Below are 16,151 nucleotides of genomic sequence, written 5' to 3' on the forward strand. Positions count from 1 at the left end.
CCGCCCGGGGCGGGGAAGGGCCGGTGTGAGTCGAGTACGACGAAAAGCGCCCCGGACCACCGGAGCGCCGCATATTGTCGACTCCCAGCGAGAAGAACACCCGGTGGCTCTGTGCTCACCACCGGGTGCCCCGCTCACCGTCAAACCGAAACCCGCCTAGCGGCGCCCGGATGTCCCGTCGTCGCGGTCATCCTTGGAGCCGAAGTCATCGGCGTAATCGGCGTACCGATCCGCCAGCTCGTCGTAGGCGTCGTTGGAGTCGTCGTTGTGGTTGGAGTCATCTCTGACTCCGAGCTCGTCGCGAAGACGCTCAAGATCAGTGCCACCGCTGTTGTACTTCAGCTGGCGAGCAACCTTGACCTGCTTGGCCTTTGCTCGGCCGCGCCCCATTGGCTCGACCCCCTCGTGTGGGGTCGTGCCCGACCCCTCGTCGCTAACGCACCACGCACTGACGCCACCTGACTTGAGGCGCCAGCTCTCGTTCGCCTACAACCGTACCCGTTTTACGCCCGGCTCGGTACGTCGTATGGGCGTGTAGGGCTAGTGGCCCAGCCAAATGCCCCTAATTCGCCCGACTTCCGACATTCTTCGCTCGGCCAGCCTATCGGCTGCGACGGCCGGAGGGACGCCGTCCTCCGCCGCGCTGGAGAAGATCTTAAGAGTCGTGTCGTAGATCTGGGTGGCCTTTGCCCGCGCCCGGTCCATGTTGAACCCGCGGATCTCGTCCGCGACCTGGATGACACCGCCGGAGTTGACCACGTAGTCGGGCGCGTAGAGGATTCCCCGGTCGGCGAGCTGCTTCTCCACCCCGGGATGGGCCAGCTGGTTGTTCGCCCCGCCGCAGACGATCGTGGCGCGCAGGCGGGCCACCGTCTCGTCGGCCAGCGCCCCGCCGAGGGAGCACGGCGCGTAGACGTCGATGTCGGATCCGGTGAGCTCCAGCCGGTCGGCGACGACCTCCACCCTCGGGTAGCGCCGCAGCAGCCGCTCCACGGCCTGCTCGCTCACGTCGCAGACCACGACCTCGGCGCCGTCCTCGACCAGGTGGCCGACCAGGCGGTGGCCGACCTTGCCCACGCCCTCGACGCCGACACGCCTGCCGCGCAGCGTCGGCGTGCCGTAGGTGTGCTCGGCGGCGGCGCGCATGCCCTGGAAGACGCCGTGGGCGGTCAGGATCGACGAGTCCCCGGCTCCGCCGTTGGCCGGCGTGCGGCCGGTCACGTAGGAGCTCTCGCGGGCCACGATGTCCATGTCCTCGCTGTTGGTGCCGACGTCACACGCGGTGTAGTAGCGGCCTCCGAGTGACTGGACGAACCGGCCGTAGGCGCGCAGCAGCGCCTCGCTCCTGTCCTTCGCCGGGTCGCCGATGATGACGGCCTTGCCGCCACCGAGGTCGAGTCCCGCCAGGGCGTTCTTGTAGGACATCGCCCGGGAGAGATTGAGCACATCCGCCAGCGCGGCCTGCTCGCTCTCGTAGGGGTAGAACCTGGTGCCGCCCAGGCCCGGGCCCAGGGCCGTGTTGTGGATGGCGATGATGGCGCGCAGGCCACTGCGCTCGTCGGAGCAGAAAACGACCTGCTCGTGCCGGGTCTGTCCGATTACCGGGCCGGTGTCCTTGTGGGACGGCCCGAAGACGTCGGTCACTGTGGTGACTCCCAGTCGTCCGTTCCCGCCGCTCCGTCGCGGCGGAGATCGCCTTCAGCGTAACCACAGACCCGCGAAGGGACGACTCACGCGAAGGCCCCATCATGGTCGACGAGTGGGCTGCCGGGCCTGCCTCGCAGGTCTGTCGCCCGCCGTCACGGTTCCCGCGACGATCAGGGATCGGCCGTCGCCCGCCTCGGCCGAGGAAGGCGAGAGGCCCCGGGGGCGGAGGAGTCGCCTCGGTCGCCGAGACGGAGGCCACGAAAGCCGGTCCCGTACGGACAGCGGCCGGTCCTTCGTGACACGATGCGGAACGTGCTGCCCTACGCCGCGTACCTCCGCGTCTACGAGCCACTGGTCGCGTTCACCCCTGCGGAGCGCGCCTCGTGGGCCGCCTACGCCGAGGCTGCCGACCGACCGCGCCGAGCCGGCGCCCTGCACGCCGAACACGGCGAGGCGGTGCGACGCCTCCTGGGGATCCCACCGGCCCCGGCACCCGTCCAGGAGAGCCCCAACGCCTATCTGAGGCGCGTGGAGGAGGTCCTGTACGTCTGCCCATGGCAGAGCAGGCTGAGGTCGTGGCTGGCCTTCTCGCGCTTTCGCGGGGCGACCCCGCCCAAGCTGATGGAGCGGTTCGTCCCACCCGCCGTCGCGGAGCAGACCGTCGACGACTTCGACCGGTTCAAGCGTCGCAGCGACTCGGCCGCGCTGCGCACCCACATCCGTGGCTCCACCTGGCACGTTCCGACCTCGTGGTTCGTCCCCTTCGACGGCAACGAGCGCTGGCTGGTGATCGACGGCAACGGGGGCCAGGGGGGCACGACCACCACGCGCAACCTGATCTACGTCACCTCCATGGCCCATGCCAGGCGCCGCAGTGCCCGCGCCCTGCAGATCATCAGAAGGCAGGTCGGCGAGGTCTCGGTCACCGCCGAGGTCGAGGACGTGGCGCGCTGGCTGGAGGAGTTCCACCCGCATTCGCTGGTCGAGCTCGACTACGGCGGCATCGTCAACCTCATGGACGACGAGAGGCTCCAGGCCGACGAGTCCGTGGCGGAGCTCGCGGCGGCACTGACAGGTCTGGAAAAAGGCGAGGAAGAACTGGCGTTCGCCATGTACCAGCGCGTCATCCTCCGCTGGCGATCAATACAACTTCTCGAATCAGCAAACTGACTCGCAAATCATCCCTTCGACCTGCGTAAGTAGGTCCGTCGATGACCGGGGATGCACCTACGAACTGAGTAGTTTGCCGTTTTCACTGCGATACCACGAAACGTGTCGCTAGAATCACCGAGCGTGACAACAACACGTGCACAAGAGAGATGAGTCACTCAAAGACTCGCCAATCGCTCTACGTGGCTGTATGGTCACATCGGGTGATGCCGTATATGGCCCAAACTGCCGCACGCAATGGCCATAGGCGGACATCCGTGACAAGCGTCAAGTCGCAGGATCGCTGTCGCCGGTCCACATGGAGGAGAGGCCGCACAAATGTCAGCTCGTACACCCGAGGCAGAGCCGCTGCTCACCCCGGCGGAGGTCGCAACCATGTTCCGCGTCGATCCCAAGACCGTGACCCGGTGGGCGAAGGCGGGCAAGTTGACGTCCATCCGCACCCTGGGTGGACACCGCCGGTACCGGGAGACCGAGGTTCGCGCGCTGCTCGCGGGGATTCCGCAGCAGCGCTCAGAGTAAGACGGGGGCCGTCACTGACCTAGGGGGATTGGTGCGCGCTCACCCTGTGAGCGCGTAGGCCACACAGGTTTATGGGGAGCGGCGTCGCCCGCCCGGCGCCGCCCCAGCACATGCCCGGCAGCTCCTTTGGACCTCGGGTCAGCCCGACCGGTCCCGGACCAGATCGTCCAGCAACTCGCCGACCTGCGAGTCGTGCTTGGCCGCCACGCCGAACAGCGCCACCATGTGGTCGACCAGCATGCGCTCCAGAGCCGGCCGCTCGATGTCGCGGTGCTCCAGCCAGTCGAGGCCCGCGGTCTCGACGGAGGCGATCCACGAACGCAGCGTGATGCGGAGTACGGGGCCGGGCTCCTCGACCCGCATCTGCCTCATGATCAGCCTGAACAGCCGGTTCCTGACCGAGTCGACGATCTCCCCGATGTCGCCGCTGCGGTTGGCGGGACCGCCCCTGAGCAGTGCGGCGAAACCCGCCGCGTGCTCCTCGACGAAGTCGAAGTACCGGGTGAGCCCTCCCGCCAGCTCGTCCAGCGGGCGGCCGCCCCCATGGGGCTTGAGCCTTGCCTCCAGCTGCGCGGCGGCGCTTTTCAGCGCGGCGACATAAAGCTCCTGCTTGCCACCGAAGTAGTGGTAGACCAGGGCCCGCGACGCGCCGGCCGCGGAGGCCACGTCATCGATCGACACGTCCTCCGCGTCTCGCCTGCTGAACAACTCCAGGGCCGCGGCCATGAGCTCCTCACGGCGCCGGTCCACGCTGAGCCTGCGACGCGCCGGTCGCGCGTCACCCGCCGCAGGTTTCACCTGTTCGGCGGCTCCGGATGTCGAGCCCACACCGTGAAGACTATCGGAGTCGATACGCACGGCGGCGAGGTCAAGATCGGAGTTCCCTACCCCGGAGGCCGTACCCCATTCGGAACTCGATCGTTTTGAGTGACAGGTGCCCATCCACCATTGCGGGGGAGAGCCATGTCAGGACCGCCGGTCAACACCACATTCACCCGAGCCCGCGGGTTCGCCGAGCCCGTCTTATCCGACGGGTGCGGACCACGCCCGAGACCCACGATCCGCAATGTCGCCGAACGGGCCGGTGTCTCCAAATCACTGGTCTCGCTCGTCCTGCGCGGATCGCCACACGTCAGCGAGCATCGCAGGCAGGCCGTGCTCCAGGCGGCCAGAGACCTCGGCTACCGGCCCAACGCGGTCGCGCGCAGCCTCGTCGAGGGCCGTACCCACCTGGTCGGGGCGCTCGTCGCCGACCTGCACAACCCGTTCTACGCCGAGTTCCTGGACGGCCTGCAGGAGAGCCTGCACGGCGACGGGCTGAGGCTCCTCATCGGCAACAGCCAGTGGGACCCCGCCTTCGAGGACGAGGCGGTCGAGGCGTTCCTCGAACTGCGCGTCGACGGGCTCGTCCTGCTCGGCATCGCGCCCACCAGCGGGACGCTCATCGAGGCCACCGGCTACACGTCCACGGTCGTGGTGGGCGAGCGCGACATCGATCTCGGCGGCGTGGACATCGTCGTCGACGACGACCAACTCGGCGCCCGTCTGGCCGTCGACCACCTCGTGGAGCTCGGCCACCGCCGAATCGCCCACATAGAGGCCTCGGGCATCTCCTCCGGGCGCTTCCGCTGCGAGGGCTACCTGGTCGCGATGCGCAGGCACTCCCTGGCGCCGTACATCATGGTCGAGGAGGGCGCCTCCGGTGAGGAGGGCGGCGCGCGGGCCGCACACAGCCTGCTCACCCGCGACCCCCGGCCCACAGCGATCTTCGCCGCCAACGACCTGGTGGCCATGGGCGTGCTCTCCGCGGCCGCCGAACTGGGACTGCGGGTTCCCGAGGACCTGTCGGTGGTCGGGTACGACAACATCCACCGCGCCGGGACCCAGCCGATCTCGCTGACCACCGTGGACCAGCCCCGCCGTGCCATGGGCCGTTCCGCCGCCGCGCTGCTGCACGACCGGATCGGCGACCCCGGCAAGGCCTCGCGCCTGCGCCAGGTCGCGCCGCAGCTGGTCGTACGGCACAGCACGAGCCCCATCGAGCGCTAAAGAGCCTGCCTGGAGCGTTACAGCACGCCCAGGCAGGCTCCATGAACTCCCCAAAAGCAGGTCAACATCGCGAACGACGGCGCGCCGCCGGTGTTGACTCTGGCCGAGACGAGGGGGGTAACAATGCGTGATCCGGAACTGGTGTCATGCGCCCAGCGAGCCGCCGCCGAGCTTGAGCGGGCGTGGGCGCACTGGCGGGCCGCCCGGGGCCGCAGCGGGGATGCCGGAGCCGAGTCCGTGGCCAGTTACGTGGCTCATTCGATCGACCACCCGTGGGGGCGGCCGCGCGTGGTCCTCGGGCTGGACGCCGAGGACGCCAGGGAACTCGCCTCGCTCCTGCAGAAGCAGGAGGTCGGCGAGCACGCCTGGTGACAGGCTCTCACTCCCGGTAACAGGCGGGCACATATCGCGACAATGACCAAGTCATGTCGTCGCGCGGCGTAAGTTGGGTGGTTGACGACTCACTAGGGGGCGATGAGCGTGACCGGCAGAGCACTCGCGACGGCCCTTGTCCTGTGCGGCCTGGGCGCCGCCGCCTGTGGCGGCACCACGGCGGACCTCGCGCGAGATCGCGTGGGGGTCCCTCCGGTGGCCGCCACGGCCGCCCACCCCGTGACCGGCGGCACGGCCGCCACCCCGGCCGGCTCCGCGACCGGTGCGGCGAGCGCTTCCGCGGCGAGTCCCACGCCGGTTGGAAAACCGCTGAGCGGCAAGGTCGTGGTCATCGACCCCGGCCACAACGGGCAGAACTACCGCCACCCCGCGGAGATCAACAAGCAGGTCGACGTGCTGACCAAGCGGAAGGCCTGCGACACCACGGGCACCGCCACCGCGAACGGCTACAGCGAGGCCGCCTTCACCTGGGACGTCTCCCAGCGCCTGGACAAGATCCTCAAGAACCGGGGCGCGAAGGTGGTGCTGACCCGCCAGGACAACACCGGCGTCGGCCCCTGCATCACCCAGCGGGCCGCGATCGGCAACAAGGCCAGGGCGAACGTGGCGATCTCGATTCACGCCGACGGGGCGGGCCCCGCCAACCACGGCTTCCACGTGATCATCCCGAAGAGGATCGGCGGTCCGGTCGACCCGGTGGTCAAGGCCTCCGAGAGGCTCGGCTTCGACGTACGCGACGCCATGAGGAGCGGCACCGGCCTGCCGTACTCCACCTACATCGGCAAGGACGCCCTCGACTACCGCAACGACATCGGCGGACTGAACCTCTCCACGGTCCCCAAGGTCCTCGTCGAGTGCGGCAACATGAAGAACCCGACCGAGGCGGCCAGGTTCCAGCAGCCGGCGTTCCGGCAGAAGATCGCGCTCTCCCTGGCCAACGGGCTGCAGCAGTACCTGACCCACTGACGGCCCGCTCAGCCTCTCGCCGGACCGGCCAGGCCCAGGGACCTGAGGTTGTCCTCGGCCGGGTGGCGGCGCGCGGCCGGGCCGGCCGCGAAGGCCCGCAGGATGTTCCCGGTGACCCTGCGGACGAAGGAGGCGGCCCGTTCCGTGACGCCGTGGCCGCAGCGGGCTCCCCGCATCGCGCACACCCAGCGCATCGTGCCCGAGGAGAACACGGCGGCGCCGCTCGGCACCGTGTAGTAGGCGCTGTGCGCGACCGTGGGGCGTCCGCCGCAGTCGACCGGGGAGACGGACAGGACCTCCATCGGGCGGGGCACGCCGGTACCGACCCGGTCGGTCTCCACCCCCACCATGCCGGGGAAGGTGGTGCCGCGCCGCACCCCGGTCCCCTTGAAGATCCAGTTGTCGGGACTCCGGACCACGTAGGCGGACTCGGAGGGGAAGCAGTCGTACATCGGCCCGGTCAGCGAACTCTCCGGCCTGCCGCTCGCGCGCCACAGGACCGTGTGGGCGTCCTCGGCGGCGTCCTTGTGGCAGACGACCAGGCGGCGGTGGCCCAGCGGCGTCGCGGCGAAGCGGATCCGCCAGTAGACGGCGTTGGCGCCGAGGAAGGCGAGGTTGGTGCCGTGGTCACGGGCCGCCTCGACGGTGCGGCGCATGCGCGCCGACCAGTACTCGTCGTGGCCCAGGGAGACCAGGCCCCTTGCCCCGTCGAGGAGGTGGGGGTCGCGGTCGAGGTCCGCGCTCGTGACGTAGGCGAGCGGGACACCGCTGTGCTCGGCGACCTCGACGGCGTCGCGTTCCATGTCCAGGAAGAGCCGGGCTCCCGATGTGTCGTAGGGACGGTCGAAGCTGACCGCGCGGGACCTGTCCTCGAAACCGCCGGGCCCCCGGTAGAGGCTGCGGCCACCCCAGTCGTTGTACGCCTGCCAGGTGGTGACCGCGTTGACGACGACCAGGCGTCCCCTGGTGGAGGTGGACCTGACGGTGAGGGGCACGTAGCGGCCGCCTCCGGTGGCGGCGTCCAGCCTGATCAGGTAGGAGCCCTCGGGCCAGCCGGAGGTGTCCACCTCGGGGCCGGGCTTCCAGTGGGCGGCGGTCACCGTGCGGGTGGCGGCGATCGTCCTGGCCGGGACCTGTCTCATGCCGGGCAGCCCGCTCGCCCGCCAGACCTGCCTGGCTCCGGCTCCGCCGTACCAGCCCATGCGGAAGACCCTGACGGTGTAGCGGTCGGCGGTGGTCGAGACGTACAGCCGGAAGCCTTCTCCCGGCGGCACGCTCGCCCGGTCGGCGAAGCCCTCGATCTCGTGCTCGGCACCGCGGTGACGCACTCGCCAGTCGGGGTCGCCGGTCTTGGCGTTCTCGGCCGCGGTGGCGCCCGCCGCCTTGGCGCTCCGCACCGCGGACGCCGACACCGAGGGGGTGGGCGAGGGCGGCTCCGCGGGGAGTTCGGCGGTGGCGCCGCATCCGGCGACCAGCAGTGTCGCCATCAGGGTCGTCAGCGGCGTGCGGACCGCGTGCCAGGACGTTTGGAACATGAGCAGCAGCATGTCCACCTGGAAGATCTCCCCCGGCTCTCCCTCGCTGGACTTGGGCGGTTCTTGGCCTCATGCTCCGGGTCGGCAGAGTAAAGGCCTATCGGCCGATGAGCTTGGCATGATTCAGACCATGACTGACCTCCTGCCGCTTCCTGCCGCGTACACACCCGTGGACGGCTTCCTTGGGCTCTCCCCCGGGGTCGGCGTCTTCGGCCCCGCCGATCTGGTCGACGCGGTACGGCTCGCACTCGCCGTGCTCGACCCGCGCCCCGGCGAGGCAGGTGTGATCAAGGTGGAACCCGACGCGTCGCTCGGTGCCGAGTCGTACACCCTGGACGTGACGGCCCAGGGCGTGCGGATCGCGGCAGGAGATCGCGCCGGGGCCTTCTACGCGGGCCAGACGCTCCGGCAGCTGCTCCCCGCCGCGGCGTTCCGCACGGTGGCGGGGACGGGCTGAGCGTCCCCCTCGGCCGGATACGGGACACGCCCTGGTTCTCCTGGCGCGGGGTGCACCTGGACGTGGCACGGCACTTCATGCCCAAGCGCGAGGTGCTCAGGATGGTCGATCTCATGGCGGCGCACAAGCTGAACCGCCTCCACCTGCACCTGGTGGACGATCAGGGCTGGCGGGTCGAGAGCCGCAGGCACCCGCGGCTGCACGAGGTGGGCTCGCACCGCCCGCGCACGGCCACCGGCTACTACCGGGAGGACCTCGCCTTCGACGACGTGCCGCACGGCGGCTACTACACGCTGGACGACCTCGCCGAGATCGGCGCCTACGCACGGGCCCGCGCCGTGACCGTCGTGCCCGAGATCGACGTGCCGGGACACGCCTCGGCGATCCTCGCCGCCTACCCCGAGCTGGACGCCCGTGCCACCGGTGGCCGGCGGCCCGAGCCCTTCCGGGTGCTGGAGCGCTGGGGCATCTTCCCCGCGATCCTGTCCCCGCTGCCCGGCACCGTCGACTTCCTGACCGACGTGTTCGACGAGATCCTGGCGGCGCTGGGCGACACCCCGTACGTCCATGTCGGCGGGGACGAATGCGTGCTCGACGACTGGGCCGCCTCCCCCGAGATCGTCGCCTTCCAGACGGAGCTGGGCCTGGGGAGCCTCGCCGACCTGCACGCCTGGTTCCTGCGCCGGCTGGCGGACGTGCTGGCGACGCGCGGCAGCCGGGCCGTGGTGTGGGACGAGGCGTTCGTCAGCGGCATGCTCAGGCCCGACACGATCGTGATGCCCTGGCGCGGCCCCGGAGTGGCCAGGCGCGCCGCCGCGGCCGGGCACGACGTGGTGCAGACCTCGGTCTTCCCGCTGTACTTCGACTACGCCGAGGCCGCGTCCGAGCTGGAGCCCCTGGCGATCGGCGACACGATCACCGTGTCGGACGTCGCGGCCTTCGAACCGGCGCCACAGGCCCGGCGGTCAGGGGCTCCCCCGCCGACGGTCCGGGGCGGGAGGCCCTGACCGCCCCGGACCGCCGGAGAGGGGCGATCAGGGCCTCAGCCGGCCACCTCGTAGCCGGCTTCCTTGATGGCGGCGCGTACGGCCGCGTCGTCGAGGGGGTCACCGGAGACGTCGACCCTGCCCGTCTCGAGGTCGACGTCGACACCGGTGACGCCGGAGACCTCGCCGACCTCCTCCTTGACCGAGCTCACGCAGTGGCCACAGGTCATGCCGGTGACGGTGTATGTGATCACGCTCATCGTGCCTCCAATGTCCAAGATTACCCACCCAGGGTATACCGCAGCCCGTCCCGCGCGCCGCCGGGACGACGGGCCGGGTCGCGCCGGAACCGGATCAGGCCGCGGTTCGGCCGATTATCTGGCGGAGGTCCACCACGCCGTGGCGGCGTAGCCGGCGGGCGAGCTCGCGGTTGATGCGATGCGCCCAGAAGGGCCCCTCGTAGATCAGCGCACTGTAGCCCTGGACGAGCGTGGCCCCGGCGAGCAGGCGCTCCCAGACGTCGTCCACGTCCTCCACTCCGCCGGCGGAGACGAGCACCAGGCGGTCGCCCACCCTCGCGCGCAGCCTGCGCAGCACCTCCAGGGACCTCGCCTTCAGCGGCCGGCCGGACAGGCCGCCGCTCTCCTGGCCCCGGTCACGTTCGGCGCCGGTCAGCGCCTGCCGGCTGATCGTGGTGTTGGTGGCGATGATGCCGTCGAGCCCGAGCTCCAGGGCCAGGTCGGCCACCGCGTCCACATCGGCGTCCGCCAGGTCGGGAGCTATCTTGACCAGCAGCGGGGTGCGCTTGGGCGTGGCGTCGGCGACCTCCTTCACCGCCCGCAGCAGCGGGCTCAGCAGCTCCACGGCCTGGAGGTCGCGCAGCCCGGGGGTGTTGGGCGAGCTGACGTTGACGACCAGGTAGTCGGCCAGCGGGGCGAGCTTTCTGGCGCTGGTCACGTAGTCGTCGACGGCTCCCGACTCGGGCACGACCTTGGTCTTGCCGATGTTGACGCCGACGATCGCCGGAACACCTCTGGGCCTGCTCAGCCGCCGGGCCGCCGCGGAGGCACCGGCGTTGTTGAAGCCCATCCGGTTGATGATCGCCCTGTTTCCCACGAGGCGGAACAGCCGGGGCCTGGCGTTGCCCGGCTGCGCGTGGGCGGTGATCGTGCCGACCTCGACGTGGCTGAAGCCGAGCGCGGACAGGGCCTCCACGCAGCCGGCGTCCTTGTCGAAACCGGCCGCCAGCCCGAACGGCCCGGGGAAGTGCACGCCGAAGGCCTGTACGCGCAGTGCGGGATCGCGCGGCGCGAGGCCGCGGTGGAGCAGCCCCCTGACCACGGGCGTGACCGAGAGGACACGGAGCGCGCGCACCGTCAGATGGTGCGCGTCCTCCGCGTCGAGGCGGCTGAGGACCTGCGAGAAGACGAGTCTGTACATCACCGATCAGGTTAGTGCCCCTACGGGGTAAGGCTCGCGCCGACCATGCCTCCGGAGTTCCCGATCAGCGGGCATCCGCCGGATTCAAGGCCGCATATCGCCGTCAACACATCGTTAAGCGTTCGGCAAACAGAGATCGGCAGGGTGGACACATGAACGCCCTGTCACGTTCGGCCGTCGCCCGGCGGCGGCGCACCCTGGCGCACATCGTGCTCCGCGACCTCGCGGACACCGGTGCCGTCACAGTCCCCCTCTGGTGGGAGGAGGAGATCCAGCGCGAGTTCGACGGGCTCGGCGGGTTCCTGGCCGAGCTGAGCCGGCAGTGGTGGACCGCCTACGCCGCACACCTGGACGCGCTGATCGAGCTCGGCCTCGATGACCCGCCCCAGGCGTGGGACGACGTCGCGGCGCAGATGCCGCAGCTACGGGCCGTCCTCGACGCCTACACGGACGACGCGGCACTCGCCGAGGCCGAGCGGCGGCACTGCGACGTCCTGCGCTGGACCATCCGGCGCGAATCCCGGCCCGCTGCCTGATGCTTTACCTGGAATGGAACAATATTCACCGGGAATCGGGTAGCCATGAACGATGGTCAGATTTGTCCAAGGCGAGTCTCCACCTCACGAGAATCCCGATGATCACTCTGCTGACCTGCGCCTGGGCGTACGCCTGACGCTGGCGGTGGTGGCAGTGGCGATCTTCACGATGCCGTTCGTGATCCTGCTCGTGCTCGTGAAGACCTCCTCCTCGCCGCTCAGGAGCTTCGACGAGGGCATCGCCGTCCAGTTGCACGCCCAGGCACTGGAGAACCCCGACTACACGGCCTTCCTCAACGTGGCGACCGAGGTCTTCGGCCCCTGGACATGGCGTGGGCTGGTGCTGCTGACCGCCGCCTGGCTCTGGTACCGGGGGGCGTCGCGCCTGGCCGTCTGGGCGGTCGCCACGATCGCCTTCGGCGGCCTGCTGAACCTCGCGGTCAAGGGGATCGTCGCCCGCGCCCGGCCCGACCTGCCCGATCCGGTGGCCTCGGCGCCCGGTGCCGCCTTCCCTTCCGGCCACGCGATGGGCGCCGCGCTGGGCGCGTGCATCCTCGTGCTCATCCTGCTGCCCTTCCTGCGGAGTCCGGCCTCCCGGATCGTCGCCTGGATCGTCGCGGCGGTCGTCGTGGTGTTCGTCGCCTACAGCCGGGTGGCACTCGGCGTCCACTGGACCAGTGACGTCATCGCCGGGGTCGCGCTGGGCGTGGTGGTCGTGGCAGGGACGTCCGTGGGCTTCGAGGCCTGGCGCCGGGGAGAGGGCCGCAAACCCGTCGAGCCGCCCATGGAAGACATCGAACCCGAGGCGTTCCGGTGAAGCCGTTCGGGGTAGCCGACGCGTCATAAGGACGTGGCGAGTCGCCCGGTCACGCCAAGAATCGACCGAGATGTGAGAGGGACATTCCCCACCCGCCGGATCGCTTCACATGAGACCGTTGTGAAGCAGCGTCACCAAGCCGCACATCTGTCACTTGGGGTCGCTCAATGATCGCCCTGCGCTACGAAGTACGATAGAAACCCCAATTGGGAGATTCACCTCTCTCCGGCGGGGCACGAGCAGCCAGCCGGCCGGACAGAGAGACGTTCGACGGCTACCCTCAAGGAAGGAAGCCGGCCCATGGATCATCAGTCCGTCGTCTGCGACAAATGTACGGGCGTTCTCCTCGCCACCGACTCCCGCACCTACACGGCGCAGCGGGGTCGCCTGATCGTGACCAACGGCTATTGCACCTGCCCCGCCGCGCAGGCCCCCGCCGAGCAGGTCACCGATCAGCAGCAGCCCCAGCCCGCCGCGGAGCAGTCCGCCACGCAGCGGCAGCCCGCCCACCCCCCTCAGCAGAACGCGCAGCCCACGGGCCAGAACTCGATGGTGGTCGCCTAGCGACATCCTCGCAGAGAGCGGTCGCTGCGTCGGGGGGCGCACGCGACGGCTCGGTCCCTTGATGGCCCCATGGACTCAGCCGCCGAGTCCCCAGGCCAGCACCACCGACAGACCGCTCGTCGCGAGCAGGCCGACGAGCACCACTATCGCAATCACCCGACGATTCATACCCGAAAGCCTAGTCAGGCCACCCGGGTGCTCTCGTATGTCCGCATGCGGTCATAACCGCTCCGATGTCGGCCATGCGGTCGGGGTGAACCGCTCTCTCTCCGCGCGGATGATGTGGATCACCGCGTTGATGAGCGCCAGATGGGTGAACGCCTGGGGGAAGTTACCGAGGTGGCGCCCGGTCACCGGGTCGATCTCCTCGGCGTAGAGTCCGAGAGCGCTGGCGAAGGAGAGGACCCTCTCGCACAGCCTGCGGGCCCGGGTGTACTCCCCGATCTCCGTCAGCGCCGAGACGAGCCAGAACGAGCAGATCGTGAAGGTGCCCTCCTCGCTCGACAGACCGTCGTCCGTGTGCTCCGTCTTGTAGCGCAGGACCAGGTCGTCGGCCGTCAGTTCGTCGGCGATGGCCAGAACGGTGGCACGGACCCGGGGGTCGGTGGACGGCAGGAAGTGCACCAGCGGGATGAGCAGGAGCGACGCGTCGAGGGCGTCGGTGTCGTAGTGCTGTCTGAAGACACCTCGCTCGCTGACGCCGTTGGCGCACACATCGGCGTGAATCTCGTCGGCGATCGCCTGCCAGCGCGTGGCCAGCTCGAACTCCTCCCTGAGCCAGGCGAGCCGGGTGCCCCTGTCGACCGCCACCCAGCACATGACCTTCGAGGAGGTGAAGTGCTGCGGCTCTCCGCGAACCTCCCAGATGCCCCGGTCGGGCTCCTGCCAGTGTCTGACCGCCGACTCGACCTGTCGCGTCAGGATGGGCCAGATCCGCTCGTCCAGGCGATCCCGCGATCGGGTGTGGATGTAGAAGGAGCCGAGGACGGCGCCCCAGACGTCGTTCTGGCGGTGCCGGTAGGCGTCGTTGCCGACCCGGACGGGCCTGGCGCCCTCGTACCCGTGAAGGTGGTCGAGAATGTACTCGTTCAGCTCGCGCTCGCCGTCGATGCCGTACATGACCTGGAGCTCCTCGTCCCGCTCCGCGACGTCGGCGATGAACCAGAAGAAGTCGTCGGCCTCCCAGTCGAAGCCCAGCGTGTAAAGGCCCCAGAGGGCGAGGGTCGAGTCCCTGATCCAGGCGTAGCGGTAGTCCCAGTTGCGGTTGCCGCCGGGGGTCTCGGGCAGGGAGGTGGTCGCCGCCGCGATGAGCGCGCCCGTCGGGGCGAAGGTCAGGCCCTTGAGGGTGAGGGCGCTGCGCTCCAGGTAACTCCGCCAGTGGTGGTCGGGGAAGTTTCCCCTGGCGAGCCAGTGCTGCCAGTGGTGGGCGGTCCACACGAGCCGCTCGTAGGCCTCCTGGAAGGTGTACGGCGGCTCGTGCACGGTCCACGACAGCGCGCAGAAGCGCGTGTCCCCCTCCTTGAGGAGGGTGCGCGCCGTCGCGCGCCCGGCCTCGAAGCCCAGCCGCATGTCCGTGGTGAGCTTGAGCTCCAAGCTCTGCCCCGCCGCCCTCGCGACGCCCTGGTGGTAACCCCTGTCGGTGTACGACCAGCGGGCGGGGATGCGGCCGTAGTCGAAGATCGGCTCGCAGCCGAGGGTGATCTGCGCCTCCCCGCTGACGCAGCGCACCGTGCGCAGGAGCACGTGGGAGGAGTCGTAGTCGGTCGGCGCCCTCCTGTGCGTGTGGGAGAGCTCCTCGTGGTGGTGCCAGGGCCCGATGAGCAGCAGGTCGCGCACGATGATCCAGCCGGTGGGCGTGCCCCAGCTCGTCTCCAGGATCATGGTGCCGGGCAGGTAGCGGCGTGCCGCGGGCACCCTCAGGTCCGCGGGGCCGATCCGGAAACCCCCCGCGCCCCGGTCGAGGATGGCGGCGAAGACGCTGGGGGAGTCCATCCTGGGCAGGCAGAGCCATTCGACGTTCCCGCTCGGCGCGACCAGTGCGGTGACCTCGCAGTCGGAAAGGAACGCGTAGTCGGCGATGGGCGGGAAGGAGGAGGCGGGCAGCGCGCCCACCGATGGATCCGCTGTCATGAGCCCTCTCCTCCTCTCCGGCTGCCCTGCTCAGGAACACCTGCCACCTGCCGGGCGGCATATCCGCTCTTTCGGATACGTCCGCTCATTCAGGTATGCCCGCCGGCATGGAAACACCCACCGGTTCCGGGATTTCCGGCCCGCGGCGGGGAACCAGGCTGTCCGCTTTCGCCAGGCTCCCCGCCCGCCGGCCCCCCGGGTCAGGTGGTGATCTCCACCATCTCCTGGAACTCCCCGGGAAGCTGTGCCAGAACGTGATCGAAGACCTTGTCGTCGATCACCTCGTGCGGTGTGGTCAGCACGGCCCGCACCCCGGCGGTGGTCTCCCTCACGGTCAGGCCGGTGCGCCCAATGAAGTCCTTGTATTCCATGTCGTTCCCCTCGACCGGCTAGCGTTCCCGGTCGGTACGAGAATGAACGCCCAGGTCGCGACCTGTATTGAGGACTTCCTGCCCGGGGACCCGGCTACCTCACCCCGGCTACCTCACCCCGGCTACCTCACCCCGGCACGGTGCTCCTGCGGGCTGACCCCGCGTACGCGCTTGAAGGCGGCGCTGAGAGCGAACGAGCTGCCGTACCCGACCTGAGCGGCCACCGCGCCGTCTGCTTCGGCGGCGCGCCGGTGCTGACCGTCCTGGCCGCGGCGCTCCACCTCCAGCGGGAGGGGCGACCCGTGCTGCCCTGGATCGTGGCGGCGCTCGTCCTGTACATGACGGTGCTCGTCATCACCATGGGGGTCAACGTGCCGCTCAACAACGCGCTCGACGCGGCCGGGGAGCCCGACGGTGTCGCGGACCTCGCGGCGTTGCGCGAGCGGTTCGAGGCGGTGTGGGTTCGCTGGAATCTCGCCCGCACCGTGGCGTGCGTCGCCGCCTTCGGCTGCCTCACCTGGGCCCTCGTGCTGTACGGGCGCATCGGGCCGGCGGGCGGCTCGTGACG

The 16,151-nt window shown here is 69.8% G+C and carries 19 protein-coding genes and 1 pseudogene; 11 read left to right on the forward strand and 9 right to left on the reverse strand.

Translation table 11 applies throughout. From position 1 onward, the window contains the following. Positions 1-156 precede the first annotated feature (156 nt). Both OG884_RS13685 and OG884_RS13690 read right to left on the reverse strand, forming a co-directional pair. Positions 157-390, reverse strand: a complete 234-nt coding sequence (locus tag OG884_RS13685) for a DUF3073 domain-containing protein (RefSeq protein WP_030917477.1) — start codon at positions 388-390, stop codon at positions 157-159. A 150-nt stretch (positions 391-540) separates the two neighbouring features. Next, positions 541-1,644, reverse strand: coding sequence for a Leu/Phe/Val dehydrogenase (locus OG884_RS13690; protein WP_326645621.1), 1,104 nt, complete (start codon positions 1,642-1,644; stop codon positions 541-543). Positions 1,645-1,959: 315 nt separating this feature from the next. Here OG884_RS13690 and OG884_RS13695 point away from each other — a divergent pair, with 315 nt between their 5' ends. Further along, complete coding sequence (locus tag OG884_RS13695) at positions 1,960-2,817, forward strand: hypothetical protein (protein WP_326646920.1); 858 nt, start codon at positions 1,960-1,962, stop codon at positions 2,815-2,817. Positions 2,818-3,135: 318 nt separating this feature from the next. Further along, on the forward strand, positions 3,136-3,339 hold the full coding sequence (gene bldC, locus OG884_RS13700) for a developmental transcriptional regulator BldC (RefSeq protein ID WP_013133571.1): 204 nt from the start codon (positions 3,136-3,138) through the stop codon (positions 3,337-3,339). A gap of 138 nt (positions 3,340-3,477) precedes the next feature. Here the strand turns inward: bldC and OG884_RS13705 are convergent, their stop codons facing one another. Next, complete coding sequence (locus tag OG884_RS13705) at positions 3,478-4,167, reverse strand: TetR/AcrR family transcriptional regulator (RefSeq protein WP_326645622.1); 690 nt, start codon at positions 4,165-4,167, stop codon at positions 3,478-3,480. A gap of 135 nt (positions 4,168-4,302) precedes the next feature. Between OG884_RS13705 and OG884_RS13710 the strand changes: the two genes are divergently transcribed. From OG884_RS13710 to OG884_RS13720, 3 genes are all read left to right on the forward strand, one after another. Then, complete coding sequence (locus tag OG884_RS13710; RefSeq protein ID WP_326645625.1) at positions 4,303-5,388, forward strand: LacI family DNA-binding transcriptional regulator; 1,086 nt, start codon at positions 4,303-4,305, stop codon at positions 5,386-5,388. A gap of 123 nt (positions 5,389-5,511) precedes the next feature. After that, a complete protein-coding gene (locus OG884_RS13715; protein ID WP_030917491.1) occupies positions 5,512-5,760 on the forward strand; it encodes a hypothetical protein in 249 nt (82 codons plus the stop codon). Positions 5,761-5,862: 102 nt separating this feature from the next. Next, positions 5,863-6,747 (forward strand): N-acetylmuramoyl-L-alanine amidase, encoded by an 885-nt coding sequence (locus OG884_RS13720; RefSeq protein WP_442811679.1) that lies wholly within the window; start codon positions 5,863-5,865, stop codon positions 6,745-6,747. Between the two features lie 8 nt (positions 6,748-6,755). On the opposite strand, the gene OG884_RS13725 is transcribed toward OG884_RS13720, so the two are convergent. Next, a complete protein-coding gene (locus OG884_RS13725; RefSeq protein ID WP_326646921.1) occupies positions 6,756-8,294 on the reverse strand; it encodes a N,N-dimethylformamidase beta subunit family domain-containing protein in 1,539 nt (512 codons plus the stop codon). 118 nt (positions 8,295-8,412) lie between these two features. Between OG884_RS13725 and OG884_RS13730 the strand changes: the two genes are divergently transcribed. Further along, positions 8,413-8,739: a glycoside hydrolase family 20 zincin-like fold domain-containing protein gene (locus OG884_RS13730; protein ID WP_326645629.1), complete on the forward strand. Its 327-nt coding sequence runs from the start codon at positions 8,413-8,415 to the stop codon at positions 8,737-8,739. A 62-nt stretch (positions 8,740-8,801) separates the two neighbouring features. Then, entirely contained in the window at positions 8,802-9,746 is a 945-nt protein-coding gene (locus tag OG884_RS13735) for a beta-N-acetylhexosaminidase (RefSeq protein ID WP_326645631.1), read from the forward strand. A 35-nt stretch (positions 9,747-9,781) separates the two neighbouring features. On the opposite strand, the gene OG884_RS13740 is transcribed toward OG884_RS13735, so the two are convergent. After that, positions 9,782-9,985: a heavy-metal-associated domain-containing protein gene (locus OG884_RS13740; RefSeq protein WP_326645632.1), complete on the reverse strand. Its 204-nt coding sequence runs from the start codon at positions 9,983-9,985 to the stop codon at positions 9,782-9,784. A 94-nt stretch (positions 9,986-10,079) separates the two neighbouring features. After that, positions 10,080-11,165 carry a quinone-dependent dihydroorotate dehydrogenase gene (locus OG884_RS13745; RefSeq protein ID WP_326645633.1) on the reverse strand — a complete coding sequence of 362 codons (1,086 nt, stop codon included), beginning with the start codon at positions 11,163-11,165 and terminating at the stop codon, positions 10,080-10,082. Between the two features lie 152 nt (positions 11,166-11,317). Between OG884_RS13745 and OG884_RS13750 the strand changes: the two genes are divergently transcribed. The 3 genes from OG884_RS13750 (at position 11,318) to OG884_RS13760 (ending at position 13,082) form a co-directional block, all read left to right on the forward strand. After that, positions 11,318-11,701, forward strand: coding sequence for a hypothetical protein (locus OG884_RS13750; protein WP_326645636.1), 384 nt, complete (start codon positions 11,318-11,320; stop codon positions 11,699-11,701). A gap of 52 nt (positions 11,702-11,753) precedes the next feature. After that, on the forward strand, positions 11,754-12,518 hold the full coding sequence (locus tag OG884_RS13755; RefSeq protein ID WP_326645638.1) for a phosphatase PAP2 family protein: 765 nt from the start codon (positions 11,754-11,756) through the stop codon (positions 12,516-12,518). Between the two features lie 300 nt (positions 12,519-12,818). Continuing rightward, the gene (locus OG884_RS13760; RefSeq protein ID WP_326645640.1) at positions 12,819-13,082 is read left to right on the forward strand and encodes a hypothetical protein; all 264 of its coding nucleotides are present in this window, start codon (positions 12,819-12,821) and stop codon (positions 13,080-13,082) included. A gap of 219 nt (positions 13,083-13,301) precedes the next feature. On the opposite strand, the gene OG884_RS13765 is transcribed toward OG884_RS13760, so the two are convergent. The 3 genes and pseudogenes from OG884_RS13765 to OG884_RS13775 all read right to left on the reverse strand — a co-directional run. Continuing rightward, a complete protein-coding gene (locus OG884_RS13765; RefSeq protein WP_326645642.1) occupies positions 13,302-15,212 on the reverse strand; it encodes a glycoside hydrolase family 15 protein in 1,911 nt (636 codons plus the stop codon). A gap of 200 nt (positions 15,213-15,412) precedes the next feature. Next, positions 15,413-15,583: a hypothetical protein gene (locus tag OG884_RS13770; RefSeq protein ID WP_326645643.1), complete on the reverse strand. Its 171-nt coding sequence runs from the start codon at positions 15,581-15,583 to the stop codon at positions 15,413-15,415. 122 nt (positions 15,584-15,705) lie between these two features. Beyond that, positions 15,706-15,813 (reverse strand): annotated as a pseudogene (locus OG884_RS13775) (AraC family transcriptional regulator); the annotation flags it as partial. Between OG884_RS13775 and OG884_RS13780 the strand changes: the two are divergent. Beyond that, positions 15,796-16,149 (forward strand): anthrone oxygenase family protein, encoded by a 354-nt coding sequence (locus OG884_RS13780; protein WP_442811725.1) that lies wholly within the window; start codon positions 15,796-15,798, stop codon positions 16,147-16,149. The pseudogene OG884_RS13775 and the gene OG884_RS13780 sit on opposite strands and share 18 nt — an antisense overlap. Positions 16,150-16,151 lie beyond the last annotated feature (2 nt).

This window comes from Streptosporangium sp. NBC_01755, from assembly GCF_035917995.1.
In the GTDB taxonomy this organism is placed as follows: Bacteria; Actinomycetota; Actinomycetes; order Streptosporangiales; family Streptosporangiaceae; genus Streptosporangium.